This window comes from Actinacidiphila sp. bgisy160 (assembly GCF_965342435.1).
GTDB lineage: Bacteria > Actinomycetota > Actinomycetes > Streptomycetales > Streptomycetaceae > Actinacidiphila.
Genome location: NZ_CBDRCM010000023.1, coordinates 37,633 through 61,751 on the forward strand (window position 1 = coordinate 37,633; position 24,119 = coordinate 61,751).

At 73.9% G+C, this 24,119-nt stretch carries 25 protein-coding genes; 13 read left to right on the forward strand and 12 right to left on the reverse strand.

Annotated elements, in window-relative coordinates; translation table 11 throughout:
- Window positions 1-40: 40 nt before the first annotated feature.
- Both ACRWNP_RS19430 and ACRWNP_RS19435 read right to left on the reverse strand, forming a co-directional pair.
- A complete protein-coding gene (locus ACRWNP_RS19430) occupies window positions 41-544 on the reverse strand; it encodes a DUF6328 family protein (protein WP_431962983.1) in 504 nt (167 codons plus the stop codon).
- A 156-nt stretch (window positions 545-700) separates the two neighbouring features.
- Complete coding sequence (locus tag ACRWNP_RS19435) at window positions 701-964, reverse strand: GlsB/YeaQ/YmgE family stress response membrane protein (protein ID WP_431963106.1); 264 nt, start codon at window positions 962-964, stop codon at window positions 701-703.
- A 170-nt stretch (window positions 965-1,134) separates the two neighbouring features.
- On the opposite strand from ACRWNP_RS19435, the gene ACRWNP_RS19440 reads away from it, so the two are divergent.
- Window positions 1,135-1,962, forward strand: coding sequence for a DUF1206 domain-containing protein (locus tag ACRWNP_RS19440; protein WP_431962985.1), 828 nt, complete (start codon window positions 1,135-1,137; stop codon window positions 1,960-1,962).
- Window positions 1,963-2,017: 55 nt separating this feature from the next.
- Here ACRWNP_RS19440 and ACRWNP_RS19445 read toward each other — a convergent pair whose 3' ends face one another.
- Together ACRWNP_RS19445 and ACRWNP_RS19450 are read right to left on the reverse strand one after the other, a co-directional pair.
- A complete protein-coding gene (locus tag ACRWNP_RS19445) occupies window positions 2,018-2,173 on the reverse strand; it encodes a hypothetical protein (protein ID WP_431962987.1) in 156 nt (51 codons plus the stop codon).
- Between the two features lie 46 nt (window positions 2,174-2,219).
- Window positions 2,220-3,455, reverse strand: a complete 1,236-nt coding sequence (locus ACRWNP_RS19450) for a PP2C family protein-serine/threonine phosphatase (protein WP_431962989.1) — start codon at window positions 3,453-3,455, stop codon at window positions 2,220-2,222.
- 304 nt (window positions 3,456-3,759) lie between these two features.
- Here ACRWNP_RS19450 and ACRWNP_RS19455 point away from each other — a divergent pair, with 304 nt between their 5' ends.
- Entirely contained in the window at window positions 3,760-4,536 is a 777-nt protein-coding gene (locus ACRWNP_RS19455; RefSeq protein ID WP_431962991.1) for a MerR family transcriptional regulator, read from the forward strand.
- Window positions 4,537-4,620: 84 nt separating this feature from the next.
- On the opposite strand, the gene ACRWNP_RS19460 is transcribed toward ACRWNP_RS19455, so the two are convergent.
- The 4 genes from ACRWNP_RS19460 to ACRWNP_RS19475 all read right to left on the reverse strand — a co-directional run bounded on the left by ACRWNP_RS19460 (window position 4,621) and on the right by ACRWNP_RS19475 (window position 10,512).
- Window positions 4,621-6,804 carry a 3-hydroxyacyl-CoA dehydrogenase NAD-binding domain-containing protein gene (locus ACRWNP_RS19460; protein ID WP_431962993.1) on the reverse strand — a complete coding sequence of 728 codons (2,184 nt, stop codon included), beginning with the start codon at window positions 6,802-6,804 and terminating at the stop codon, window positions 4,621-4,623.
- A gap of 55 nt (window positions 6,805-6,859) precedes the next feature.
- Window positions 6,860-8,074, reverse strand: a complete 1,215-nt coding sequence (locus ACRWNP_RS19465; protein WP_431962995.1) for an acetyl-CoA C-acetyltransferase — start codon at window positions 8,072-8,074, stop codon at window positions 6,860-6,862.
- Window positions 8,075-8,139: 65 nt separating this feature from the next.
- Window positions 8,140-9,282, reverse strand: coding sequence for an acyl-CoA dehydrogenase family protein (locus ACRWNP_RS19470; protein WP_431962997.1), 1,143 nt, complete (start codon window positions 9,280-9,282; stop codon window positions 8,140-8,142).
- Window positions 9,283-9,312: 30 nt separating this feature from the next.
- The gene (locus tag ACRWNP_RS19475; protein WP_431962999.1) at window positions 9,313-10,512 is read right to left on the reverse strand and encodes a CaiB/BaiF CoA transferase family protein; all 1,200 of its coding nucleotides are present in this window, start codon (window positions 10,510-10,512) and stop codon (window positions 9,313-9,315) included.
- Window positions 10,513-10,652: 140 nt separating this feature from the next.
- Here ACRWNP_RS19475 and ACRWNP_RS19480 point away from each other — a divergent pair, with 140 nt between their 5' ends.
- From ACRWNP_RS19480 to tgmB, 5 genes are all read left to right on the forward strand, one after another.
- On the forward strand, window positions 10,653-11,558 hold the full coding sequence (locus tag ACRWNP_RS19480) for an amidohydrolase family protein (protein ID WP_431963001.1): 906 nt from the start codon (window positions 10,653-10,655) through the stop codon (window positions 11,556-11,558).
- Window positions 11,555-12,109, forward strand: a complete 555-nt coding sequence (locus ACRWNP_RS19485; protein ID WP_431963003.1) for a GNAT family N-acetyltransferase — start codon at window positions 11,555-11,557, stop codon at window positions 12,107-12,109. Before ACRWNP_RS19480 ends, ACRWNP_RS19485 begins: the two co-directional genes overlap by 4 nt.
- 80 nt (window positions 12,110-12,189) lie before the next feature.
- Window positions 12,190-12,369, forward strand: coding sequence for a hypothetical protein (locus ACRWNP_RS19490; protein WP_431963005.1), 180 nt, complete (start codon window positions 12,190-12,192; stop codon window positions 12,367-12,369).
- A gap of 646 nt (window positions 12,370-13,015) precedes the next feature.
- Window positions 13,016-13,207, forward strand: a complete 192-nt coding sequence (gene tgmA / locus ACRWNP_RS19495) for a putative ATP-grasp-modified RiPP (protein ID WP_018562451.1) — start codon at window positions 13,016-13,018, stop codon at window positions 13,205-13,207.
- 14 nt (window positions 13,208-13,221) lie between these two features.
- On the forward strand, window positions 13,222-14,178 hold the full coding sequence (gene tgmB / locus ACRWNP_RS19500) for an ATP-grasp ribosomal peptide maturase (protein WP_431963007.1): 957 nt from the start codon (window positions 13,222-13,224) through the stop codon (window positions 14,176-14,178).
- Here tgmB and ACRWNP_RS19505 read toward each other — a convergent pair.
- Complete coding sequence (locus ACRWNP_RS19505) at window positions 14,145-15,365, reverse strand: saccharopine dehydrogenase family protein (protein WP_431963009.1); 1,221 nt, start codon at window positions 15,363-15,365, stop codon at window positions 14,145-14,147. The two genes, tgmB and ACRWNP_RS19505, sit on opposite strands and share 34 nt — an antisense overlap.
- A gap of 117 nt (window positions 15,366-15,482) precedes the next feature.
- On the opposite strand from ACRWNP_RS19505, the gene ACRWNP_RS19510 reads away from it, so the two are divergent.
- The 3 genes from ACRWNP_RS19510 (at window position 15,483) to ACRWNP_RS19520 (ending at window position 17,263) form a co-directional block, all read left to right on the forward strand.
- On the forward strand, window positions 15,483-16,193 hold the full coding sequence (locus tag ACRWNP_RS19510; protein ID WP_431963011.1) for a TetR/AcrR family transcriptional regulator: 711 nt from the start codon (window positions 15,483-15,485) through the stop codon (window positions 16,191-16,193).
- A 43-nt stretch (window positions 16,194-16,236) separates the two neighbouring features.
- Window positions 16,237-16,380: a hypothetical protein gene (locus ACRWNP_RS19515; protein WP_431963013.1), complete on the forward strand. Its 144-nt coding sequence runs from the start codon at window positions 16,237-16,239 to the stop codon at window positions 16,378-16,380.
- A 121-nt stretch (window positions 16,381-16,501) separates the two neighbouring features.
- A complete protein-coding gene (locus ACRWNP_RS19520) occupies window positions 16,502-17,263 on the forward strand; it encodes a uracil-DNA glycosylase (protein WP_431963015.1) in 762 nt (253 codons plus the stop codon).
- A gap of 3 nt (window positions 17,264-17,266) precedes the next feature.
- Here ACRWNP_RS19520 and ACRWNP_RS19525 read toward each other — a convergent pair whose 3' ends face one another.
- On the reverse strand, window positions 17,267-18,145 hold the full coding sequence (locus ACRWNP_RS19525) for a hypothetical protein (RefSeq protein ID WP_431963017.1): 879 nt from the start codon (window positions 18,143-18,145) through the stop codon (window positions 17,267-17,269).
- Window positions 18,146-18,260: 115 nt separating this feature from the next.
- On the opposite strand from ACRWNP_RS19525, the gene ACRWNP_RS19530 reads away from it, so the two are divergent.
- Complete coding sequence (locus ACRWNP_RS19530; RefSeq protein ID WP_431963019.1) at window positions 18,261-18,704, forward strand: YchJ family protein; 444 nt, start codon at window positions 18,261-18,263, stop codon at window positions 18,702-18,704.
- A gap of 641 nt (window positions 18,705-19,345) precedes the next feature.
- Here the strand turns inward: ACRWNP_RS19530 and ACRWNP_RS19535 are convergent.
- A complete protein-coding gene (locus ACRWNP_RS19535; protein WP_431963021.1) occupies window positions 19,346-20,056 on the reverse strand; it encodes a response regulator in 711 nt (236 codons plus the stop codon).
- Window positions 20,053-20,952 carry a sensor histidine kinase gene (locus ACRWNP_RS19540; RefSeq protein ID WP_431963023.1) on the reverse strand — a complete coding sequence of 300 codons (900 nt, stop codon included), beginning with the start codon at window positions 20,950-20,952 and terminating at the stop codon, window positions 20,053-20,055. The genes ACRWNP_RS19535 and ACRWNP_RS19540 overlap by 4 nt, the downstream gene beginning before the upstream one ends.
- A gap of 138 nt (window positions 20,953-21,090) precedes the next feature.
- Here ACRWNP_RS19540 and ACRWNP_RS19545 point away from each other — a divergent pair, with 138 nt between their 5' ends.
- On the forward strand, window positions 21,091-21,798 hold the full coding sequence (locus ACRWNP_RS19545; RefSeq protein WP_431963025.1) for an ABC transporter ATP-binding protein: 708 nt from the start codon (window positions 21,091-21,093) through the stop codon (window positions 21,796-21,798).
- On the forward strand, window positions 21,795-24,107 hold the full coding sequence (locus ACRWNP_RS19550; protein WP_431963027.1) for an FtsX-like permease family protein: 2,313 nt from the start codon (window positions 21,795-21,797) through the stop codon (window positions 24,105-24,107). Before ACRWNP_RS19545 ends, ACRWNP_RS19550 begins: the two co-directional genes overlap by 4 nt.
- Window positions 24,108-24,119 lie beyond the last annotated feature (12 nt).

The following is a 24,119-nucleotide window of genomic DNA, read 5'->3' on the forward strand; positions in this document are numbered from 1 at the left end:
GGGCTCCCGGCCATGGCGCTCGCGCGGACCGGGCGGGGGCTCAGTCGTGCGTGTGGCGGTACCGGGCCCAGAACGGCAGCCCGTACCAGCAGACCAGGTACCAGACCAGGACGGCGACGACGAGCCACGGCACATAGGTGTCGTGCGTGGCGGCCCGCAGCACCAGGAGCAGCGACGAGGCCATCGTCGCCAGCAGCAGCACGAGTCCGACGAAGGTGAGCCGGGAGGCCCAGCGCACGGCCTGCGGTTTGATACGGCGGCCGGAGACGATCCGGTGGAACGAGACCGGGCCGATCAGCGCCCCGGTCGCACAGGCGCCGAGCACCACCGTGACGATGTAGATCGTGTGGTCGGTCGTCCCGAGCCGCTGGTAGTGCGGTGTGAAGACGACCGTCAGCAGGAAGCCGAAGAGGATCTGGACGCCCGTCTGGGCGACCCGTACCTCCTGGATGAGCTCGCTCCACTTCCGGTCGGCGCGCTCGTCCTCGGTCTCGTCGCGCCCGTCTCGCGGGCCGGTCCGGCCGTCCGCGTCGTCACTGGACATGGCACCCTCCCACTGCTCGGTCCTGCGCGTCATAGGTGACTTACCATCAGCAACCCAACCGCGCGCGGCGTGCGGCCATGCCGAGGACGGCGACCGGGCCGGTCGCCGTCCGCACCCGGTCCGGCCGCCCGGGCGGGGCCGGCCGGACCGCGGTGCTCACCGCCTCGACCTGCTCCGCGACAACAGGCTCACTCCGACGGCAGCGAGGCCGATCTGTATCAGCCACTCGATCCAGTCGACGCCGTCGGTGTCGGCGACGCCGAACCCATGGGCGATCGCGCTGCCGACGAAGGCCGCCACGATGCCGACGACGATCGTCCACAGCACGCCGATCGGCTGCCGCCCCGGCGCCACCAGGCGCCCCAGCACACCAATGATCAGGCCGATCACGATGGCACTGATGATGCTCGAGATCTCCATCTCCACCTCAACCCCAACTCGTCCGGCCCTCTGCCGGAAGTGTGTTCGCACCACGCGGATACCCCCGGCCGGACGCTCCACGCAGCCGCGCACCACGGGCGGCACCGGGTGTGTTCCGCCCGCGGCGGGGCACCCGGTGGACCGGAGGCAGTCGGGGCAGGGAGGCGGCAGTGGACACGACGGTGGGTGCGGGGGCGGTACGGCCCGGGGCGCGGGGGAGGAAGGCGATCCGCGCCGGGGCACGGGCGGGCCTCGCGGCGCGCGGGGTCGTCTACGTCCTGCTCGGCGTGCTGGCCCTGCGGGTCGCCTTCGACGGGTCCTCGGAACAGGCCGACCGGGGCGGCGCGATCGCCCGGCTGGCGGACCGGCCCTTCGGCGGGTTCCTGGTCTGGGCCCTGGCGGTCGGGTTCGCCGGGATGACGCTGTGGCGGTCGTCGGAGGCGGCGTTCGGTGCGGCGGGACCGGACGGGGGCAAGGCCGGCAAGCGGCTCATGTCCGCGGCCCGCGCGGTGTTCTACGCCTTCGTGACGTACTCCGTGGTGACCTTCGCGGTGAACGGCTCCGCCGGGGGCGGGTCGAGCGACGAGACCTCCAAGGACCTCACCGCGCGCGCCCTGGACTGGCCCATGGGCCGCTGGCTGGTGGGGGCGGCGGGCCTGGCCCTGGCGGGGGCGGGGGTGTGGATCGCGGCACGGGCGTTGCTGCGCCGCTTCCGCAAGCACCTGCGGACCGGCGCGATGTCGGCGCGGGTCCGCAGGGTGGTCGACTTCCTCGGGGTGGCCGGAGGGGCCAGCCGGGGCGTGGTGTTCGCCGCCGCGGGCTGCTTCGCCGTCGTCGCGGCGGTGCGCTCCGACCCGGACCGGGCGAGAGGACTGGACGACACGCTACGGACGTTCCGGGGCAGCCCCGCCGGGCCGTGGATGCTGGCGGTGATCGCGGCGGGCCTGGCGCTGTTCGGGGTGTTCTCCTGGGCGATGGCGCGCTGGCGGCGGGTCTGAGCGGCGGCGGACGGCGGCGGGCCACGGGGCGCGGGCCGCGGCCACCGGTCGCGGTTCAGCGGCCCGGGAGCTTCACCACCGTCACGAAGAAGTCGTCGATCTGCCGGACCACCTCGATGAACCGGTCGAAGTCGCCCCGGTCGACGAGGTGGTCGGAGACCTCCGTCGTGCGGCGCCGCTGGGTGAAACCGACGCCCGCGGCCACGGTCATGAAACCCGCGGCGCGGCGACGACCGGCACGATCCGGCCCTGGACGGTCAGCCGCACGGGCGGCGGTCAGGCGAGGCGCTCCATGTGAGGTGGACCACGGCCAGGTCGTCGTCCAGGCCGCCGTGGTCGGCGGCCAGGGCCTCGGCACGCGCGATCAGGGTGTCGACGAACTCCGAGGCGGGCAGTGTGGCGTGCTGCCTGGCCAGGGCGAGCAGGCCCTCCTCGCCGAGCCGTCCCTGGTCGGTGCGGCCCTCGAACAGGCCGTCCGTGAAGAGCGTCAGCGACTGGCCGGGGCGCAGTTCCAGCCGGCCTTCGGGCCACTCGCCCATGCCGGGCACCACGCCCAGGGCGGGTCCCCGGGGCGGCTCGGTGTACTCGACGGCGCCCCCCGGGGTCAGGCTGAGCAGTCCGTGGTGACCCGCCCGCCAGACCCGGGCGGTACGGCGGTCGGGGGCGAGGGTGAGGATGGTGGCGGTGGCGAAGATCTCGGGTGCGGCGCGTTCGGCCACCAGCACCTGCTCCAGCAGGGCGAGTTGCCGGGCGCCCTCGACGCCGGTCAGGACGAGGGTGCGCCAGGCGATGCGCAGTCCGACACCGAGTGCGGCCTCGTCGGGCCCGTGCCCGGAGACGTCCCCGATGAGGGTGTGGACCACGCCTTCCGCGGTCTCCACGACGTCGTAGAAGTCACCGCCGAGCAGGGAGTCCGCCCGGCCGGGACGGTAACGGGGCGTGACCGTCACGTCCTTGGTGCGCAACATGGGCAGCGGAAGCAGTCCGCGCTCCAGGCGGGCGTTCTCCTGGGCCCGCATCTGGCTGGCCCGCAGGGCGACGGCCGCCCGTTCGGCCTGCTTGCGTTCGACCGCGTAGCGCAGCGCGCGGCCGAGGAGTTCGCCCTCCACGCGCCCCTTGACCAGGTAGTCCTGGGCCCCGGCGGAGAGCGCGGCCAGGCCGGTGCGTTCCTCGGCGAGACCGGTCAGCACCACGACGGCGGCGCGGTCGGTGAGCGACAGGGCCCGGCCGAGGGCGTCGAGGCCCTGGCCGTCGGGCAGGTGCAGGTCGAGCAGGACGCAGTCGGCGGGGCGGGCGGCCAGTTCGGTGCCGGCCTCGGCCAGGGTCCGCACCCAGCGCAGTTCTACGGGCACCCCGCTGTCGGCGACCAGCTCCTCGACGAGCAGGGCGTCGCCCGCGTCGTCCTCGACGAGGAGGACGGACAGCCGGCCGCGCCGGCCGTCGCCCTGTCTGGGGATGGCGCCCTCGGGGGGCGTCAGCGTGTTGCCTTCCACATCGTCTCCCCACCCCTGTGGTGCCCCGGGTGGGACGATGGGATCGTACGCGAACGTCACCCTGGCCGGGAGCACTTCGGGACAGTGCCGATCATCTTCGACCATTGCCGTTCGGCAACAGTAGTCGAACGCATCTATCGCACGGAGGGCGGCCCGCCGGCAGGCTTCCCCGGCCTCGGTCGCGCCGCGGGAAGCGCGGGCCGGTCCGGCCGCCGTCGGCGACCGCGCGGCCCCGGCTCCGGATCGCGACCGGTCATACTGGTGTCATGACCAGCGCGGCGAGGCAGAGAGCGAGATCCGGCGCATGACGCAGTCCCCCGCCCGGCAGACCGCGCCGGCGGCCGAGGAGCCGCGCCTGACGGTGGACGAGCTCGCGGCACGGTCCGGTACGACGGTCCGCACGATCCGCTTCTACAGCGCCAAGGGCCTGCTGCCACCGCCGGAACTCGGCACCCGCCGCGTCGGTCTGTACGGGCCGGACCACCTGGCCCGGCTGGCACTGATCGAGGAGCTGCAGCGACAGGGACTGACGCTGGCCGCGATCGGCCGCTACCTCGACCAACTGCCCGCCGACATCACCCCCGAGGACCTCGCGCTGCACCGCGCCCTGGTGGCGACGTGGATGCCGGACGCCGCGGAGGAGCTGGCCCGCGACAAGCTGGAGCAGCGCGCGGGCCGGCCGCTGAGCGGCCATGACCTGGACCGGCTCGCGGCCATGGGCGTCCTGCACCCCACCGCGGACCCCGGTGTGCTGCTGGTGAATCCGGCGCTGCTGCACCTGGGCGTGCGCCTGCTGGACGTGCCGATCCCGCTGGAGACGCTGCTCGCCACCCGGGAGATCGTGCTGAAGCACGCCCGCGCGGTCGCCCACGAGCTGCACCGGCTCTTCCAGCAGGAGGTGTGGCAGCCGTACGTGGCCGGGCGCCCGGCCCCGGAGGAGCGGGCGAGGATGCGCAGGCTCACCGACGACCTGCAGCCGATGGTCGTCCAGGCCCTCGTCACCGCCTTCCAGCGGTCGCTCGCCGAGGAACTGCGCTCCACGGCCGCCGGGCTCGGCGACCGGGGGCGCGGCGCGGACTGAGACGACGGTGCCCCGGCCGCCGGCGCGGGGGCCGCGGCACCGTCGTCCCGGCCGATGGCCGGGCGTCCTGGCCGGCCGTACGGGTCAGCCGTCGGTGAAGGTCTCGCCCCGTTCGGCCTTCCGCAGCAGCAGCTCCGGTGCCGCGAAGCGCTCGCCGTAGGCGGCCCTCAGCTCCTCGGCGCGGGCGAGGAAGCCGGCCGGGCCGCCGGGGTAACCGTTGACGTACTGCAGGACGCCGCCGGTCCAGGCGGGGAAGCCGATGCCCAGGATGGAGCCGATATTGGCGTCGGCGACGGAGGTGAGGACCCTCTCCTCCAGGCAGCGGACGGTGCCCAGGGCCTCGACGAAGAGCATGCGCTCCTTGAGGTCCTCGAAGGGGACGCCCGCCGCCTCCGGCTTGGTGAAGTGCTCGCGCAGTCCGGGCCACAGGCCCGCGCGCTTGCCGTCCGCGTACTCGTAGAAGCCCGCGCCGCCGCTGCGTCCGGGGCGGCCGAACTCCTCGACCATGCGGTCGATGACGACGTCGGCGGGGTGCGGTCGCCAGGTGCCGCCGGCCTCCTCCACCGCGCGCCGCGACTCCTCGCGGATCTTGCGGGGCAGGGTGAGCGTCAGCTCGTCCATCAGGGAGAGCACCTTGGCGGGGTAGCCGGCCTGGGCGGCGGCCTGCTCGACGGTGGCGGGGTCGATGCCCTCGCCGACCATCGCGACGCCCTCGTTGATGAAGTGCCCGATGACGCGCGAGGTGAAGAAGCCGCGCGAATCGTTGACGACGATCGGGGTCTTGCGGATCTGGCGGACCAGGTCGAAGGCACGGGCGAGCGCCTCGTCGCCGGTGCCGGCGCCCTTGATGATCTCGACCAGCGGCATCTTGTCGACCGGCGAGAAGAAGTGCAGGCCGATGAAGTCCTCACGGCGCTGCACGCCCTCGGCGAGCAGCGTGATGGGCAGGGTGGAGGTGTTGGAGCACAGCAGGGCGTCGGGGGCGACGACGCCCTCGGCCTCCTGGAAGACCTTGTGCTTCAGGGCCGGGTCCTCGAAGACCGCCTCGATGACGGCGTCGCAGCCCGCCAGGTCCTGCGGGTCGGCGGTGGGGTGGATCCGGCCGAGCAGCTCGTCGCGCTTCTCCTGGGTGGTACGACCCCTGGCCAGGGCCTTGTCCAGGAGTCCCGTGGAGTACGCCTTGCCGCGCTCGGCGGCCTCGGCGGTGACGTCCTTCAGGACGACCTCGATGCCGGCCTTGGCGCACGCGTAGGCGATGCCCGCGCCCATCATGCCGGCGCCGAGCACGGCCACCTTGGTGACGGTGCGGGCCGGGACGTCCTTGGGGCGGCTGGCGCCGGAGTTGACGGCCTGCATGTCGAAGAAGAAGGCCTGGATCATGTTCTTCGCGATCGGGCCGGTCACCAGCTCGGTGAAGTAGCGGGCCTCGATCTCGAACGCGGTCTCGATGTCGACCTGGGCGCTCTCGACGGCGGCGGCGAGGATGTTGCGCTGCGCCGGGTAGGGGGCGCCGGCGAGCTGCTTGCGCAGATTGGCCGGGAAGGCGGGCAGGTTGGCGGCGAACGCCGGGGTGCTGGGGGTGCCGCCGGGGATGCGGTAGCCCTTGGCGTCCCAGGGCTGCGCGGACTCGGGGTGGGCGTCGATGAAGGCGCGGGCCTTGGCGAGCATGTCGTCGTGGTCGCCGGCGACCTCGTGGATCAGGCCGTTCTCCAAGGCGCCCTTCGGGTCGTACTGCGTGCCCTGGAGGAGCACCTTCAACAGGGCGTCGGTGATGCCGAGCAGCCGCACGGTGCGGACCACCCCGCCGCCGCCGGGGAGCAGGCCGAGCGTCGCCTCGGGCAGGCCGATCTTGGAGCCGCGCGCGTCGAGGGCGACACGGTGGTGACAGGCGAGCGCGATCTCGTAACCGCCGCCGAGGGCCGCGCCGTTGATCGCGGCGACGACCGGCCTGCCGAGGGCCTCGATGCGGCGCAGGTCGCGCTTGATCGCCATGCCGGCCTCGAAGATCTGCGGAGCGTCCTCGGGGCCCGCCTTGATCATGTCCTTGAGGTCGCCGCCGGCGAAGAAGGTCTTCTTGGCGGAGGTGACGATGACGCCGCGGACGGATTCGCGCTCGGCCTCCAGGCGGTCGGCGACGGCCCGCAGGGACTCCCTGAAGGCCTGGTTCATGGTGTTCGCGGACTGGTTGGGGTCGTCCAGGACGAGGGTGACGACCCCGGTCTCGTCCTGTTCCCAGCGAATGGTGGTGTTCGTCGGAAGAGCGTTCATGTTCGGTCGGCTCCGTTGCGGGATGAAGCGGGACGGGGACTGTCGGCGAGGCCGGTCAGAGACGCTCGACGACGGTGGCGATGCCCATACCGCCGCCGACGCACAGCGTGGCGAGTCCGTACCGCTGGTCGCGGCGCTCCAGTTCGTCGATCAGGGTGCCCAGGATCATGGCGCCGGTGGCGCCGAGGGGGTGGCCGAGCGCGATGGCTCCGCCGTTGACGTTGACCTTGTCGTGGCTCAGGCCCATCTCGCGCATGAAGCGCAGGACGACGGCGGCGAAGGCCTCGTTGATCTCGACGAGGTCGATGTCGTCGACGGACAGCCCGGCCTTGGCGAGCGCCTTGCGGGAGGCGGGGGCGGGACCGGTGAGCATGATGGTGGGGTCCGAGCCGGAGACCGCGGCGGCGACGATGCGGGCACGCGGGGTCAGGCCGAAGCGCTCGCCCGTCTCACGGTTGCCGATGGCGACCAGGGCGGCGCCGTCCACGATGCCGGAGGAATTGCCGGCGTGGTGGACGTGGTCGATCCTCTCGATCCAGTGGTACTTCTGCAGCGCGACGGCGTCAAAACCGCCCGCTTCGCCGATCGTGGCGAAGGACGGCTTGAGCCCGGCCAGGCTCTCCGCGGTGGTGCCGGGCCGGATGTGCTCGTCGCGGTCGAGGACGACCAGGCCGTTGCGGTCGACGACGGGGACGACGGAGCGGTCGAAGCGGCCCTCCTTCCACGCCTCGACGGCGCGGGCCTGCGACTCGGCGGCGTAGGAGTCCACGTCGTGGCGGCTGAAGCCCTCGATGGTGGCGATGAGGTCGGCGCCCACACCCTGGGGCACGAAGCCCGTGGTGTAGCTGGTCATCGGGTCCATGGCCCAGGCGCCGCCGTCGGAGCCCATGGGGACGCGGGACATCGACTCGACGCCGCCGGCGAGCACCAGGTCCTCCCAGCCGGAACGGACCTTGGCGGCGGCCATGTTGACGGCCTCCAGGCCGGAGGCGCAGAAGCGGTTCTCCTGGACGCCCGCCACGGTCTCGGGCAGCCCGGCGGCGATGGCGGCGGTCCTGGCGATGTCGGAACCCTGATCGCCGATCGGGGTCACGACGCCGAGCACGATGTCGTCGATCGCGGCCGGGTCGAGACCCGGCAGGCGGCGGCGGAGTTCGTCGATGAGCCCGGTGACCAGGTCGATGGGCTTGGTGCCGTGCAGGGAGCCGTTGGCCTTGCCGCGCCCGCGCGGGGTGCGGATGGCCTCGTAGACGTAGGCGTCGGTGCTCAACGTCGGGTGCCTTTCGATGAGGGTGCCGGTGTGGGTGACGGGCAGGGAGGGGCGGGCCGGGGGGTTCAGCCGAGCAGCGAACGGCCGATGATCTCCTTCATGATCTCCGTGGTGCCGCCGTAGATGGTCTGGACGCGTCCGTCGGTGAAGGCCTTCGCGATCGGGAGCTCGCTCATGTAGCCGTAGCCTCCGTGCAGTTGCAGGCAGCGGTCGGTGACCCGCTTCTGCAGTTCCGTCGCCCACCATTTGGCCATCGACGCGTGCACCGCGTCGAGCCGCCCCGCCATGTGCTCGCCGACACAGCGGTCGACGAAGGTGCGCGTGACGGCGCACTCGGTGGCCATTTCGGCGATCTCGAACCGTATGTGCTGGAGCCGGGAGAGCGGCCGGCCGAAGGCCTCGCGTTCCTTGACATACGTGGTGGTGAGGTCCAGCAGGTGCTCGGCGGCGGCCGCCGCGGCGACGGCGATGGCCAGCCGCTCCTGGGCGAGGTTGGCCATGAGGTGGAGGAAGGCCTGGTTCTCGGTGCCCAGCAGGTTCTCCTTGGGCACCCGTACGTCGTGGAAGAAGAGCTCGGCGGTGTCCTGGGCCTTCTGGCCGATCTTGTCGAGGTTGCGGCCGCGTTCGAAGCCGGGCATGCCGCGCTCCACCACGAGCAGGCTCAGCCCGCGCGCACCGCCTTCGGGGGTGGTGCGTGCGACGACCACGACGAGGTCGGCGAGGATTCCGTTGGAGATGAAGGTCTTGGAGCCGTTGAGGACCCAGGCGTCGCCCGCGTCGGTGGCGGTGGTGCGGACGCCCTGCAGGTCGGAGCCCGCGCCTGGCTCGGTCATGGCGATGGCGGTGATGGTCTCGCCGCTGCAGAACCCGGGCAGCCAGCGCCGCTTCTGCTCCTCGGTGGCCAGTCCGGTCAGGTACGGGCCGACGATGTCGTTGTGCAGGCCCAGGGCGAGTCCGTGCGCCCCGGCCCGGGCGAACTCCTCGGCCAGCACCACCGCGTAGCGGAAGTCGTCGCTGCCCCCGCCGCCGTACTCCTCGGGCACCGCGGGGCCGAGCAGGCCCTGGCGGCCGGCGGCGAGCCAGGCCTCCCGGTCGACGATGCCTGCCTTCTCCCAGCGCTCGTGGTGCGGCAGCACCTCTTTGGCGAGGAAGGTCCTGACGGTCTCCCGGAACGCCTCGTGCCCGGCCGTGAAGAGGTCACGCTGCATGCTGGTGCCTGCCTTCCGCCGGTGGCCCGGCTACGGGAGCCGGTCCCCGGTCCGATCGACGAGGGTGGTGGTGGGCATCGCGGCCCCGGGGGCGAGCGCCGGCAGGTCCCAGTCGCGGGCGACCTCCGCGGTGTGCGCCCCGGGCAGGGCCGGCGGCCGCCGCAGCGCGCCGGGGGTGGCGGAGAAACGCGGGGCGGGAGCGGGCTGGGTGATGCCGCCGGTGCCGGCGAAGGTGCCGCGGGCGGCCAGGTGGGGGTGGGTCGCGGCCTCGGTCAGCGACAGCACCGGCGCCGTGCAGGCGTCACTGCCTTCGAAGATCTCGGTCCACTCCTGGCGGGTACGGGACTTGAAGCGGGCCGCGATCAGGGTGCGCAGCTCGTCCCAGCGTCCGAGGTCGCCCCGGTCGGGGGCGTCGTCGGGAAGGCCCAGCAGCCGGGCGAACTCCGCGTAGAAGGCGGGTTCCAGTGCGCCGACCGCCATCCAGCCGCCGTCGGCGGTCTCGTAGACGGCGTAGTAGGGGCACCCGCCGTCCAGCAGGTTGGCGCCGCGCCGGTCCTGCCAGCCCCCGGCGGCCACCATGCCGCGGATCATCGCGCCGAGGTGGGCGACGCCGTCGACGATGGCCGCGTCGACGACCTGGCCGGTGCCGGTGGCGCGGGCGTGGTGCAGGGCCGCGAGGACTCCGGTGACCAGGTAGAGGGAGCCCCCGGCGTAGTCGCCGAGCAGGTTGGCCGGGATCGCCGGCGGCCCGTCGCCGGAGCCGATCATCCCCAGGGCCCCGGCGACGGCGATGTAGCCGATGTCGTGCCCGGCGCGCGGGGCGAGCGGCCCGTCCTGGCCCCAGCCGGTCATCCGGCCGTAGACGAGACGGGGGTTGCGGGCGTGGCAGTCGGCCGGGCCGACGCCGAGACGTTCGGCGACGCCGGGGCGGTTGCCCTCCAGCAGGATGTCGGCACGGGCGGCGAGGTCCAGGACCAGCCGGGCGCCCTCCTCGCTCTTGAGGTCGGCGACCACGGAGCGCTTGTTGCGGTTGGTGACGTCGTGCGCCGGGTCGATGCCGAGCCGCGAGCCGCCGGGCCGGTCGACGCGGACGACGTCGGCACCGAGGTCGCCGAGCAGCATGGCGGCGAACGGGGCCGGGCCGATGCCGGCCAGCTCGACCACGCGCACACCGGCGAGCGGACCGCCGGTGGAGGCCGCTTCCCCAGGTCGCGTTCCCGCCTCGGTCATCGAGGGCCTCCGGCTTCGCAACAGGCATGACAGTATTGCTGTAACACTGGTGATGCTATGGATGTGCGATGCCGTTGACAAGGGCCGCAGCCCCGGCGGGCCGCGGTTCGTGTGAGGATCACCGCCATGGAGGAGACACAGTGGCAGAGGTGACGGACGTGGCGCCGCCGGACGACGCCGTACGGGTGAGGGCGCTCTGGCGTGGGCTGGGCCTGCGGGGGATCGTGGACGTGCACACGCACTTCATGCCGGACCGGGTGATGGCCAAGGTCTGGTCGTACTTCGACTCCGCAGGCCCGCTCACGCGCCGCCCGTGGCCCATCGCGTACCGCACCCACGAGGAAGAGCGGGTGGCCACGCTGCGGGCGTTCGGCGTCCGCGCCTTCACCTCGATGCTCTACCCCCACAAGCCCGCCATGGCCGCCTGGCTGAACTCCTGGGCAGCGGACTTCGCCGCCCGGACGCCGGACTGCCTGCGGACGGCGACCTTCTTCCCCGAGCCGGAGGCGCCCGGCTACGTCCGGCAGGCGCTGGAGGCGGGCGCCCGGGTCTTCAAGTGCCATGTCCAGGTCGGGGCATTCGACCCCAACGACCCGCTCCTCGACCCCGTCTGGGGGCTGCTCGCGGACAGCGGCGTCCCCGTCGTCACACACTGCGGGTCGGGGCCCGTCCCCGGCCGCCACACCGGCCCCGTCCCGATCGCGCGGCTGCTGGCCCGGCACCCCCGGCTCCGGCTGGTCGTCGCCCACATGGGCATGCCCGAGTACGGGGCGTTCCTGGACCTGGCCGAACGGTACGGGGGCGTGCACCTGGACACGACGATGGCGTTCACGGACTTCAGCGAGGCCGAGGCACCCTTCCCGCCGCCGGAGCGCAAGCGGCTGGCCGACCTCGGGGAGCGCGTGTTGTTCGGCAGCGACTTCCCCAACATCCCGTACACCTACCTGCACGCCCTGGAGGCACTGACCCGGCTGGAGCTGGGCGACGCGTGGACGCGGGGCGTCCTGCACGGCAACGCCGTCCGCCTCTTCGGGATCCCGCGGTGACGCCGCCCGTACGGCCCGCCGGCCCCGAGGCGATCACCACGCCGCGGCTGGTGCTCGAACCGCTGCTCGTGGAGCACGCGGAGGAGATGGCCGCCGTGCTCTCCGACCCCGGGCTCCACGCGTTCACCGGCGGTACGCCGTACGACGCGCCTGGCCTGCGCACCCGCTACGCCCGTCTGGTCGCCGGCTCCGGGGACCCCGCGGTCTCCTGGTGGAACTGGGTGATCCGGCTCCCCGAGGAGGACCGCCTCACGGGCACCGTGCAGGCGACGGTGGCGTGGGACACCCCGGACGGCGTGGTCGCGGAGGTCGCCTGGGTGGTCGGCAGTCCCTGGCAGGGCCGGGGCATCGCCGGCGAGGCGGCCGTCGCTCTCGTCGGCCGACTCGCCGCGCTCCCCGTGGACCGCGTCATCGCCCACGTCCACCCCGGTCACCGGGCGTCCGCGGCCGTCGCCGCGGCCGCGGGCCTCACCCCCACGTCGATCGTCGTGGACGGCGAGACCCGCTGGCAGCGCGACATCACAGCGCCCGGCGGCGAAAAGGGCCGCTGACACCGCCGGGGCCACTGGCCGCGGTCGAGCCGGCCACCGGCGCTGCCGCGCTGTTCGACCTTCCGGTCGGGCGCGTCGAGGTGGCGGGCCTGCTCGACGTCGTCGGCGCCTCCTCCGGTACGACGACACCGACGGGCCGCCACACGCGGCTGCCGCGCTGGTTCCCGGAGCTGGACGCGGAGGCGGCGCGGGTCCGTTGCCCGCCGAAGGCGCCGGCCCAGGTCCGCGACACCGGGTGGACCCGGCACACCCGCGACTGATGGTGCCGGTCAGCCACGCCCTCCAACACGGCTGCGCATCGGCAGAGTTGACGGACCGACACCGCCGCCTCGCCGACGACCACGACTGCGTGACGGCACCGAACGTCGTCGGGATGTCCCAGTACGCGGAGGACAGGCCGATGACCACCGCGCCGTACACCTCGGCGGGCGCCCGCATCCACAGCATGAGCGACCAGCGCGACGGCTGCGCCTGCCGGCCCGCGGAAGGGAAGGTGAGCGCGCCTGCCCGTACGCCACGGGCCACCGGTCCTTCGCGCACCGGCACCGGGACCTGCTCGCCGCCAACCACGGTAAGCGCGCGGGCGGTTCGGGGGCGGAGCGGCCGGGAAACGACCCCCGGGCGCCGGCGCTGGAGGAGGAGCGCGGGAGGCGAGCTCCGTGACGGTGCGCGACCCGCGCCGTACAGGGGGTATCCGAACACCAGTGGCCCCCGCCGGTACCTACGGCAGAGAGTCGTCATGTCACTCTGCGTAGTGAACCCAACGCACTTCAGGCACGTATAGTTACCTGCGTCACATCAACAACAGGGAACGGTTCGGGGCACCACGTGAGTCTCATACGTAGGGCCGCAGTTGGGCACTGGCGCTGGTTGCTGCCCGACGCGCAGGAGAAGTGAGGAGAAGCCATGCGACCGTTCGCGCTGATTCATGCCCGGCCGGCCACACCCGAAACATTTGTCGCGCCGTACACCTACGATTCCGCCCTACAGCTGAACGTGCTCCCCGACGGACGCCCCGTCATCACTGATCGCGCGCTGCTGCTCGCCACGGCCGCCACCGTCTCCACCGCGGGCTCCAAGACGCACTTCGACGACTGAACGCTCCGAACCCCATGACCGTCCTGATCCTCACCTCTCCCGAGGACGTGACTGCCGACCTGGTGGTGGCGGCACTGCACGACCGCGGGACGCCGGTGGTCCGCCTGGACCCTGCGGACCTGCCCGGCGAGGTGTCCATGTCGGCCGAGTACGTACGCGGTGACGTAAGCGGGTACCTGTCGGTCCAGGAGCGCATGGTGAGCATGGACAGCGTGCGCTCCATCTGGATCCGAAGACCCGGCACACCCGCCGCGGGCGCGGCGGAGCAGTCGGCGTGGCTGACCGCCGAGGCCGGCGGGGCACTGTACGGGGCGCTGCGCTGCGTGCGGGCCAGGTGGATGAACCACCCGGCCGCCGCGGCGCAGGCCCGTTACAAGCCGTGGCAGTTGTTCACCGCGCACCACTCGGGGTTCGCGGTCCCCGCCACGCTCATCACCACCTTCCCGCAGGCGGCACGGGAGTTCGCCGAGCAGCATCCGCGGCTGGTCGTCAAGTCGGTCTCCGGGACGCACCCGGGCGATCCGCCGATGGCGCTGCCGACCACGCTGGTCGACCCGGACGCCGACTTCTCCGCGGTGGCGGCCGGGCCGACCCTGCTGCAGCAGTACATACCCAAGGCCGCCGACATCCGGCTGACCTGCGTGGGGGCGGAACTCTTCGCGGCCCGCAAGAAGTCCGGTCCCGACCAGGTCGACGGCCGGTTCGGCAGCCCCGAGGACGCGGACTGGGAGCCCGTCGAGCCGCCGGTGCGCATCGCGCGCTCGGTCCGGGAGTACACGGCCGCGGCCGGACTCGCCTACGGCGCCTTCGACTTCGCCGAGGACGCCGACGGGACCTGGTGGTTCCTGGAGTGCAACCAGGGCGGGCAGTTCGGCTTCGTCGAGCTGGCGACGGGGCAGCCCATCACCGCGGCCATCGCCGGCTGGCTGGCCGGCTGTCAGGACTCCCGCACGCCCCACGGGGCGCCGTAGGCGGTCAGCAGGTCGAGGAAGGGACCCGGAGCGAAGGCCTCAGGGCCGAGGACGCCGCTGCCCGCCCAGGTGCCCGCGGCCATCAGCTCCAGGGCCACGACGGGGTTGACGGCCGTCTGCCAGACGACGGCCTGCGAGCCGTACTCCCGCATCGACCACTGGTTGTCGACGACGTGGTACAGGTACACCTCGCGCGCCCGGCCGTCCTTCGTGCCCTTGACCCACGTACCGGCGCAGGTCTTGCCGTGCATGCGCTCGCCCAGCGTCGCCGGGTCCGGCAGGCAGGCGGCCACGACGTCCCGCGGGCTGACCCGGACCGGTCCCGAGTCGCTGTTCACCTCGACGGGTTCGGTGCGGTCCAGGCCGAGCTGGTGGAGGGTCCTGAGGGTGCCGATGAACTCCTCGCCCAGGCCGTACTTGAAGGTGACGCGCCCCGCGTCGACCCAGCGCGGCATCAGCAGCACCTCCTCGTGCTCGACGTTCACGCAACTGACGGGGCCGATGCCCTCGGGGAAGTCGAAGACCTCGGGCTCGCTGAAGGGCGGGGTCGTGAACCAGCCGCGTCCGGCCTCGTAGACCACGGGCGGGTTGAGGCACTCCTCGATGGTGGTCCAGATGCTGAACGACGGTGCGAACTCGTAGCCGTCGACGGTGAGGTTGGCGCCGTCGCGCACCCCGATCTCCTCGATCGCGTCGAACAGCTCGTCAGCGGCGTAGCGGGCGAAGACGTCCGAGAGGCCCGGCTCCACGCCCATGCCGACCAGGGCCAGCCGTCCGGCCTTCTCCCACTCGGCGGCACGCTCGAACTGGGCGTCGCCAAGCTTGACCCCGCACTCCTCGTAGGGGCGCTCCGGGTGCGGACGGGACAGCGACATCGCCATGTCGAGGTAGTCGGCGCCGGCGGCGAGGGCGGCACCGAACAGGGGCATCACGAAGCGCGGGTCGGTGGCGTTGAGCAGGACGTCGCAGCGCCGCTCGGTGAGCAGCGCGGTGACCGCGGCCTCGTCGGAGGCGTCGACCCGGACGGTGGAGAACCGGCCGGTCCCGTCGTCCACGGCCGCGACGGCGGCCTCGGCGCGGGCGAGGTCCCAGTCGGCGACGATCACGGCCTCGAAGAACGAGCGACGGGCGGCGATCCGGGTGATCGCGGTACCCACACCGCCGGCTCCCACAAGCAGTACACGCATGGCTGACAAGTCTCCGTTCCGAGGCGGAGGCGCCTCTGCCCAGGGATGAAACGCCGCCCCCCGACGTATGGTCAATGGCGTTGGCATAAGCTCGGCTCGGCGTGAAGGGAGGGGCGGGTGCCCAAGGAGGTCGTCCAGGAGGCCGCGCGCCGGCGCCGCCGCCCCACCAGGAGCGGGGCGGTGCTCTCGCACCGGCTGATCGTCGACACCGCGCTGCGGATGCTGCGCGAGCACGGCCCGGCCGGGCTGACCGTCCGGCGGCTGGGCGCCGCGCTCGGCGCCGACCCGAGCGCGCTGTACCGCTACTTCCGCGGCATGGACGACCTCACGCTGGCCATCGCGGACGACCTGATGGGCCGGGCGATGGCGGGCTGGGAGTCCACCGGCGTCTGGCGCGCCGACCTGCGCGACCTGGGGCTGCGTATCCACACGGCGTACCTCGCCCACCCGCAGGCGGCGGTGCTGACCGCCAGCCGGGTCTCCGGCCGCGCCCACGAGACCGCGGCCGACGAGGCGGTCCTGGGCATCCTGCGCACCGCCGGGTTCCCCGACCCCGCGGCGGTGGCGATCTACCAGGCCTTCATCGACCAGGCCCTGGCCTTCGCCGCGCTGGACGCGGCGACCCTTGCCCTCCCCGAGGCGGCCCAGGCCGCCGACCGCGACGTGTGGCGGGAGACGTACGCGCGCCTCCCGGCGCGGACCCACCCGCACATCGCGGCCACCGCAGGCCTGCTGGTCGCCCGTATGAACCGCAGCGCCTACCCCACCGCCCTCGACATGCTCCTGGAAAGCGCCGCGGCCCGGCTGGCGGCGTCGCGGGAGGACTGAGGACGCGCGTCCCGTTCTCGTCGCCTGCGCATGCTTGGTCACGATGACCGTGGCGTTGCCCGGCCGGGCGCGCCGTCGGCACCGGATCCTGCCGGACGTCGGGGGCGAGGGGCTGCGCCCCGTCGACGCCGCGGACGAGGCGAGGCCGTCCGGTCCGGCGGCGGAGCCGGAGCCGGCCTGCGCCTGACCCGGCGTACGTCCCTCCGCGAGCCCCCGGCCCCGCCGCCCCCTGCGGCGGGGCCGGGGGCTCGGTAGCGTGGGGCGCGGCCCGTACGACCGCCGTAGGGGCCGCGAAGGGACGGCACCCGGTGCAGCAGGAATCGGCGGGCTTCCCCGCCCTCGCCGCGCCCGGGGCGGCGGACCTGGTCGCCCTCGACGAGCGGTTGACCGGCTGCCGGGCCTGTCCGCGGCTGGTCGCCTGGCGCGAGGAGACCGCCCGGGTCCGCCGCCGCGCCTACGCCGGGTGGGACTACTGGGCCCGTCCCGTGCCGGGCTTCGGCCCGCCGGACGCCGCGCTGGCCCTGGTCGGTCTGGCGCCCGCCGCGCACGGCGGCAACCGCACCGGCCGGATGTTCACCGGTGACCGCTCGGGCGACGTGCTGTTCGAGGCGCTGCACGCCGTCGGCCTGGCCTCCCAGCCCACGTCCACGGAACGCGGCGACGGCCTGGAGCTGTACGGGGTACGGGTGACCGCGCCCGTGCACTGCGCGCCGCCCGCCAACAAACCCACCACGCAGGAGCGGCTGACCTGCCGTCCGTGGCTGGTGCGCGAACTGGAGCTGCTGCGGCCCACGCTGCGCGCGGTCGTCGTTCTCGGCGCGTTCGGCTGGCAGGCGCTGCTGCCCGTACTCGGCGGCGCCGGGTACCGGCTGCCGCGGCCGCTGCCCCGGTTCGGGCACGGCGCGCACGTGGAGCTGGCGGCCCCCGCCGAAGGGGAGCCGCCGCTGCACCTGTACGGCTGCTACCACGTCAGCCAGCAGAACACCTTCACCGGGCGGCTCACCCCCGCCATGCTGCGCGAGGTCCTGGCGGCGGCCGGCGAGCGGGCCGGGCTGCCCGTGACCGGCTGAGACTCAGCCGGCGGCGCGCACGATCGCGCCGGCGACCACGGGCAGCGAGGCCGGGTGGTCCATCAGGAACAGGTTGGGCTCGATGAGCTCCAGCTCCATCACGCGCGGTGTGCCGTCCTCGGCGTCGACCAGGTCCACCCGCGCGTAGAGCAGCTCCGGCCGGCCCGGCACGGCGGCCAGCGCCCGCTCCGCGGCGGCCAGTTCGGCCTCGGTCGGACTCCAGGGCCGCACGCCGGGGTGGGCGACCTTGCGCTGGTCGTAGCGGGTGTCCGGGAACAGCACGGCGTTCTTGGCGATCGCGTGCAGGAAGCGTCCGCCGAGGAAGACCAGGGCGCGCTCGCCGGTGGTGTCGATCCGCGGCATGTAGGGCTGGACCATCGCGGTGATGCCCTCGTGGTGCATCCGCGCCACGTGCGCCCGCGCCTCCTCGTGCTGCCCGGGGCGGTAGCGCGCGGCGTAGCGGGCGCCCGCGCCCGCCGCGGGCTTGACCACGAACTCGTGGCCGCCGGGCAGCCCGTCGACGCCGCCGCCCGGCGGCAGGTAGCGGGTGGCGACCGCGGGCACGCCCAGGGAGGCCAGCTCGCCCAGGTAGCGCTTGTCGGAGTTCCAGCGCACGATCGCGGGCGGGTTGAGCAGGGTGGTGGCGGCACCGCAGCGGTCGGCCCAGGCCAGGAACTCCGCGGTGCGCAAGGTGTAGTCCCAGGTCGACCGTATGAGCGCCAGGTCGAATCCGGCCCAGTCGGCCTCCGGGTCGTCCCAGTTCACGACCACGGCCTCGGCGCCCTCGGCGGCGACGGCGTCGCGCAGCAGGGGCAGGTCGCGGTCGACGGTGCCCTCCGGGAGGTGCGCGGTCGTCACCAGGGCGATCCTCGGCTGCGGCACGGGGGGCTCCTCGGGGTCGGGCGGAGATCTTGCCGTCCCGCAGGCTACCCGGGCGGAATCGCCGGTGGTCACACGGCCTCCGGGGGTGCCCGCGGCGGCCGTGCACAATGGCGGCATGCCCAAGTCCCGCCCCGGCCGCCGTTCCGCCCCGCGCCCCCACACCCGCCCCGTGCCGCACTCCCCCGGCGCGCCGTGCCCCTGCGGTCTGCCCGCCACGTACGGCGACTGCTGCGGCCGGTACCACGCCGGCCATGCCGCCGCCCCGACCGCCGAGGCCCTGATGCGCTCCCGCTACAGCGCCTACGTTGTGCACGACGCGGCATACGTGCTGCGCACCTGGCACCCGGAGACCCGGCCGGCGGAGCTGGACCTCGACCACCACGTGCGCTGGGAAGGGCTGGAGATCCTCGCCACGACCGACGGCAGCGCCTTCCACAGCGACGGCACCGTCGCCTTCCGCGCGCACTACAGCGTGCACGGCGAGCACGACGTGATGGAGGAGAACAGCCGCTTCATCCGCCACGACGGGGCCTGGGTCTACGTGGCCCCCCTGCCCTGAGCGCCGCGCCGCACCCCGCGGGGCAGGGCGGCGGGGAACGGAAGCGGCGACGACAACGTGGAGCACGAAGGCACCCGCCCCGCCCGCGCCGGGATCTGTCGCGGTGGAGCTCTTCGGACCCGTGGTGAGCACCGTGGTGAACGCGGTCGGCTTCCTGCCGTCGGCGCCCGGATCCGCACGCCGGGGGGCGGGGCCCGGCATCCATACCGAAGACGGCGGGCCGCCCCGCGTGACCGACGCGGTGGCGCTGGGCCCGGCGGCTGCTCGGTCGCTCGCGCCAACCTCACTCACAAGCCGGCCGCCGCCAAGTCTCGCGGGTTCTCCGGCACCGAGTCCGGGACCCACGGCTGCACCCTGCGGAACGAAGCGCGAGGGCATCGAGGCCCCGAACCCGCGGACCGCCGCGACCGACGGGCTCGGGGGACTTCCGGAGGGCGGCACGGCACCCGGCACGGCCTTCGCCTGCCGGTCCGCCGTCCGCTCCGCGCGGGGGTCCACCGCTGCGGGCGACCCCGCGGCACCGAACCGGCCCGACGGCGCCGGCCCGACGGCGCCGGCCCGACGGCGCCGGCCCGACGGCGCCGGCCCGTAAGCCCGCACCACGGGCAAAACCCCACCACGACCGCGTCGTAGGGGCGGCGTCACCCCTGCGGGGAGCCCCCGGCGCCGAGGCCGCCCGGCCGCACCAGGCCCGTCTCGTAGGCGAGGACGACCGCCTGTGCCCGGTCGCGCAGCGCCAGCTTCGCGAAGATGCGGGCCACGTGCGACTTCACCGTCGCCTCGCTCAGTGTCAGTTCCGCGGCCAGTTCGAGGTTGGACAGGCCGCGGCCGAGCAGCGTGAGGACCTCCAGCTCGCGCGGGGTCAGGGCGGCGAGGTCGGCGTGGACCGAAGGCCCGAGCTGTGCGGACGCCGCCCCCGAGGCGAAGCGTTCCACCAGCCTCCGCGTGATCGACGGCGCCAGCAGGGCGTCCCCGGTGTCGACCAGCCGTACCGCCGCGGCCAGGTGCTCGGGGGTGACGTCCTTGAGCAGGAAGCCGCTCGCCCCGGCCGACAGCGCCGTGTAGACGTAGCGGTCGAGGTCGAAGGTGGTCAGGATGAGCACCCGGCACTGCGGGGTCCGCTCCAGGATGCGGCGGGTGGCCTCCAGGCCGTCCATGGCCGGCATGCGGATGTCCATCAGCACGACGTCCGGCCGCAGCCGGCGTGCCTCGGCGACCGCCTCCGCGCCGTCCGCCGCCTCGCCGACCACCGTGATGCCGCGCGCGGTGAGGATGAGCCGGAAGCCGGTCCTGATGAGGGTCTGGTCGTCGGCGATGAGCACACGCGGGGCCGTCCCGTCCGCCGCCGTCACGGCCGGTCCAGCGGGATGCGCGCCCTGACCCGGTAACCCCCGCCGAGGCGGCGCCGGGCGTCCAGGTCTCCTCCGTACACCGCGACCCGTTCGCGCAGGCCCAGCAGCCCGCGCCCGGTGCCCTCGCGGCGGCGCGGCGCGGTGCGGGCCGGCGCGGGCCGCACGGTCCCGGCTCCGTTCAGCACGCTGGGGCCGGAGTTGAGCACCTCCACGCGCAGCGCGCGTTCCGCGTACCGCACCGTCACCTCCGCCTCTCCGCCGTCGCCGTGCCGGAGCGCGTTGGTCAGCGCCTCCTGGATGATGCGGTACGCCGTCACGTCGATGCCCTGCGGCAGCGGGCGCGGCTCGCCCGAGACGCGCACCTCGACCGGCAGCCCGGCGAAGGAGACCCGGTCGACGAGCGCCCCGAGCCGGTCGAGGCCGGGCTGCGGGGCCAGCGCCGCGACGCCGCCGTCACCGGCCGCGAACGGACCGCGCCCCGCTCCCGCTCCCTCGTCGTCCTCGTCGTCCACGCCGCCCGGGGACGGCGCCAGGAGTCCCAGCAGGTGCCGCAGGTCGGTCATGGCGCCGCGCCCCGCGTCCTCGACCGCCCGGAGCGCCGCCGCGGCCTCGTCCGGCATGGTGCCCAGCACCTCACGGGCCGCCCCGGCCTGGACCACCATGAGGCTGACGTTGTGACTGACGATGTCGTGCAACTCCCTTGCGATGCGGTCCCGTTCGGCGGCCACCGCAGCACGCGCGGCGCTCTCCCGCTCCCGTTCCAGCAGCCAGCCGCGCTCCCCCACGGCCGCCTGCCAGCGGCGCCGGACCCGCACCAGGGCCACCGCCAGGCACGCGGCGGCCGCGCACGCCACCCCCAGTGCCACGACCAGCACGTCCGACCCCCCATTCGCCACAGGATCACCTTCGCAGACGTCCACCCCGAGCGCATCAGCCCCTGGATGCAGGGTTCCTGCATCCCCAGGATGAGATGCCGCCCATGTGCCATCCGAGGAGGGATGTCCGGACCGCGCCGGGCCCCTAGCGTCCTGTGCATGGTCACTGAGGACAGCAGTGGGAAGGCCGTCGTTCGACTCGACGGCGTGCACAAGGAATACGGCGAGACGACGGCCCTGAACGGCGTGACGCTGGAGATCCACGCGGGGGAGGCGGTCGCGGTGATGGGCCCCTCGGGGTGCGGCAAGTCCACCCTTCTCAACATGATCGCCGGCCTGGACCGGCCGACGGCCGGCACGGTGCTGGTGCACGGGGAGGACGTGGGGCGGCTCAGCGAGAAGGGCCTCGCGCTGTACCGGCGACGCCGCATCGGCATGATCTTCCAGTTCTTCAACCTCGTCGACGACCTGTCCGCGCTGGACAACGTCGCGCTCGCCGCCCAGCTGACCGGCACCCCGGCCCGTCCGGCCCGGCGCCGCGCCATGGAGCTCTTCGAGGAACTGGGCATCGCGAACCGCGCCAACGCCTATCCGGCCGTGCTGAGCGGCGGCGAACGGCAACGCGTCGCCGTGGCCCGCGCGTTGATGAACAGGCCCGCCCTGCTGCTCGCCGACGAGCCGACCGGCGCCCTGGACAGCCGCGCGGGCGAGCAGGTGATGGACCTGCTCCTCGACCTCAACCAGATCGGCCAGACGCTCGTCCTGGTGACGCACGACGAGCACCTGGCGCGCCGCTGCGCCAGCCGCCTGGTCACCCTCGCCGACGGCCGGGTGACCGGGCAGCACACCCTGGAGCCGTCCGCATGAGGGCGGTGTGGCGGGCCGCGCGGGCGGCCGTACGGCGGCGCAGGCTCCAGACCCTGGTCATCGCGCTGGTCACGCTGACCTCGACGGGAGCGATCGTGGTCGCGCTCGGCCTGGTCGACGCGGCCTCCTCGCCGTTCGACAAGGCCTTCGGCAAGCAGCAAGGGCCCCATGTCGTTGCCGCCTTCGACCGGTCGGTGGTCTCGGACGCGCAACTGGCCGAGGCCGCACGGCAACCGGGTGTCGAGGCGGCCGCCGGACCGTACCCGCAGGCCACGGTCGACCTGCCGCGGGACACCGCGAAGTACGGGGTCTTCGGCGAGGTCACGGTCGTCGGACGCGCGGAGCCGGAAGGGGCGGTGGACCGGCTCGACCTGTGGGCGGGCCGCTGGGCGACCGCGCCCGGCGAGGTGGTCCTCAACCGGCAGTCGGACTGGACCGCCGACGACCTGGGCAAGCGGATCCCGGTCCCCTCCGGGCCCACGCTCACCATCGTGGGCTTCGCCTTCGACCTGAGCCGCACCGCGGACGCCTGGGTGGCGCCCTCCCAGATCGACGCGCTGCACCCCGCCACCACGCAGATGCTCTTTCGCTTCTCCGACGCGTCGTCGGACACCGGGCTCCGCGAGCAGCTGGGGGCGGTGACCGCGCGGCTCCCGCAGGGCGCGCTCACCGGTTCCCAGTCGTACCTCACGCTCAAGCACCGGATCGGAGGGGCGGCGCGGGCGTACGCGCCGTACCTGATGGCCTTCGGCATCCTCGGCATCGTGGTCTCCGTGCTGATCGTCGCCAACGTGGTGAGCGGTGCCGTGATCTCCGGCTTCCGGCACATCGGCATCCTCAAGGCCCTGGGGTTCACACCGGGACAGGTGCTCGCCGTGTACCTGGTGATGGTGACCGCGCCCGCGGTCGTCGGCTGCGCCGCCGGCGTCGTGGCCGGGAACCTCCTGGCGGCGCCGTTCCTGCGCTTCACGTTCACCGGGCCCGACGCGGGCGTGTTCCACGACAGCGTCGGCATCGCGCCGTGGGTGAACGTGCTCGCCCTGCTCGGTATGCCGGCCGTCTGCGTCCTCGCCGCGCTCGCGCCCTCGCTGCGCGCGCGCCGGCTCTCCGCGGCGCGGGCGATCAGCGCGGGCACCGCGCCGCGGGCCGGGCGCGCGCTGGGCGTGCAACGCCGCCTGGCCGGCAGCCGGCTGCCGCGCTCGGTGAGCCTCGGCCTGGGGCTGCCCTTCGCCCGGCCCGGCCGCAGCGTTCTCACGGTGGCCGCGGTGGTCCTGGGCGTGACCACCGTGACGTTCGCTTCCGGCCTGGCCGCGACGATGACCCGGTTCGGCGACGCGGGCCGGGACGCGTTCCAGGTCACGGTGTACGCGAGCAACGTGCGGCACGGCGAGCTCGTCGAGCCGGAACACGACGACCCGCAACTCCAGTCCCTTCTGGGCTCTTTGCCGGGCGTCGCCGGGATCACGGCCCGGGGGGACGTGGAGGTGACGGTCGCCGGCTCCACGCGCAAGGCCATGCTCGAGGGCCGCCGCGGCGACGGGCCCGAGCTGGACAGCGTCCTCACCGAGGGCCGCTGGATACGCCGGGCCGGCGAGGTCGTCGCGGGGACGGCCTGGCTCCGGCAGTCGGGCCTGAGCGTCGGTGACGACGTACGGCTGCGGAAGGGCGACCGGAGCGAGGAGGTGACCGTGGTCGGCGCGTTCATGGAGAGCAACGGCCAACTGCTCGTCGCCGACTGGCCGACGTTCACGGCGCTCGCCCCCGAGGAGGATCCCATCGCCTACCACGTCAAGCTCCGCGACGGCACCGACCCGGCCGCCTACGCCCGCGCCGCCGCGGCCGCCGACCCGGGCGTCAGCCCGGCGATCACGGGCCCGAACACCATCACCCAGACCGTGGTCGGCTCCGCCTCGGTGCTCACCGCCATGCTGGCCCTCGTCGCGTCCCTCGGCGTCTTCAACACTGTCGTCCTCAACACCCGCGACCGGCGCCGCGACCTGGGCATGCTCAAGTCCATCGGCATGACCCCGCGCCAGGTCACGGTGATGACGACGAGCTCGATGGCGGCCCTCGGCGCCCTCGGCTCCGCGCTCGGCGTCCCCCTGGGCATCTGGGGCTACCGGCAGGTCGTCCCGCGCATGGCGGACGCGGTCGACCTCACCCTGCCCCCGTACATGACGGACGTCTGGCACCCGCCGGCCCTGTCCGCCCTCGCCCTGACGGGCATCGCCATCGCGGTCCTCGGCGCCTACCTGCCCGCCCGACGCGCGGCCCGCCTGACGATCGCGCAGGTGCTCCACAACGAGTGACGGCGCGGACGG

Coding starts and splice junctions, on each gene's coding strand:
- ACRWNP_RS19430 (WP_431962983.1), bottom strand. CDS start 544: ATGTCCAGTGACGACGCGGACGGCCGGACCGGCCCGCGAGACGGGCGC.
- ACRWNP_RS19435 (WP_431963106.1), bottom strand. CDS start 964: ATGGAGATCTCGAGCATCATCAGTGCCATCGTGATCGGCCTGATCATT.
- ACRWNP_RS19445 (WP_431962987.1), bottom strand. CDS start 2,173: ATGACCGTGGCCGCGGGCGTCGGTTTCACCCAGCGGCGCCGCACGACG.
- ACRWNP_RS19455 (WP_431962991.1), top strand. CDS start 3,760: ATGACGCAGTCCCCCGCCCGGCAGACCGCGCCGGCGGCCGAGGAGCCG.
- ACRWNP_RS19460 (WP_431962993.1), bottom strand. CDS start 6,804: ATGAACGCTCTTCCGACGAACACCACCATTCGCTGGGAACAGGACGAG.
- ACRWNP_RS19470 (WP_431962997.1), bottom strand. CDS start 9,282: ATGCAGCGTGACCTCTTCACGGCCGGGCACGAGGCGTTCCGGGAGACC.
- ACRWNP_RS19475 (WP_431962999.1), bottom strand. CDS start 10,512: ATGACCGAGGCGGGAACGCGACCTGGGGAAGCGGCCTCCACCGGCGGT.
- tgmA (WP_018562451.1), top strand. CDS start 13,016: ATGCGACCGTTCGCGCTGATTCATGCCCGGCCGGCCACACCCGAAACA.
- tgmB (WP_431963007.1), top strand. CDS start 13,222: ATGACCGTCCTGATCCTCACCTCTCCCGAGGACGTGACTGCCGACCTG.
- ACRWNP_RS19505 (WP_431963009.1), bottom strand. CDS start 15,365: ATGCGTGTACTGCTTGTGGGAGCCGGCGGTGTGGGTACCGCGATCACC.
- ACRWNP_RS19515 (WP_431963013.1), top strand. CDS start 16,237: ATGACCGTGGCGTTGCCCGGCCGGGCGCGCCGTCGGCACCGGATCCTG.
- ACRWNP_RS19530 (WP_431963019.1), top strand. CDS start 18,261: ATGCCCAAGTCCCGCCCCGGCCGCCGTTCCGCCCCGCGCCCCCACACC.
- ACRWNP_RS19545 (WP_431963025.1), top strand. CDS start 21,091: ATGGTCACTGAGGACAGCAGTGGGAAGGCCGTCGTTCGACTCGACGGC.
- ACRWNP_RS19550 (WP_431963027.1), top strand. CDS start 21,795: ATGAGGGCGGTGTGGCGGGCCGCGCGGGCGGCCGTACGGCGGCGCAGG.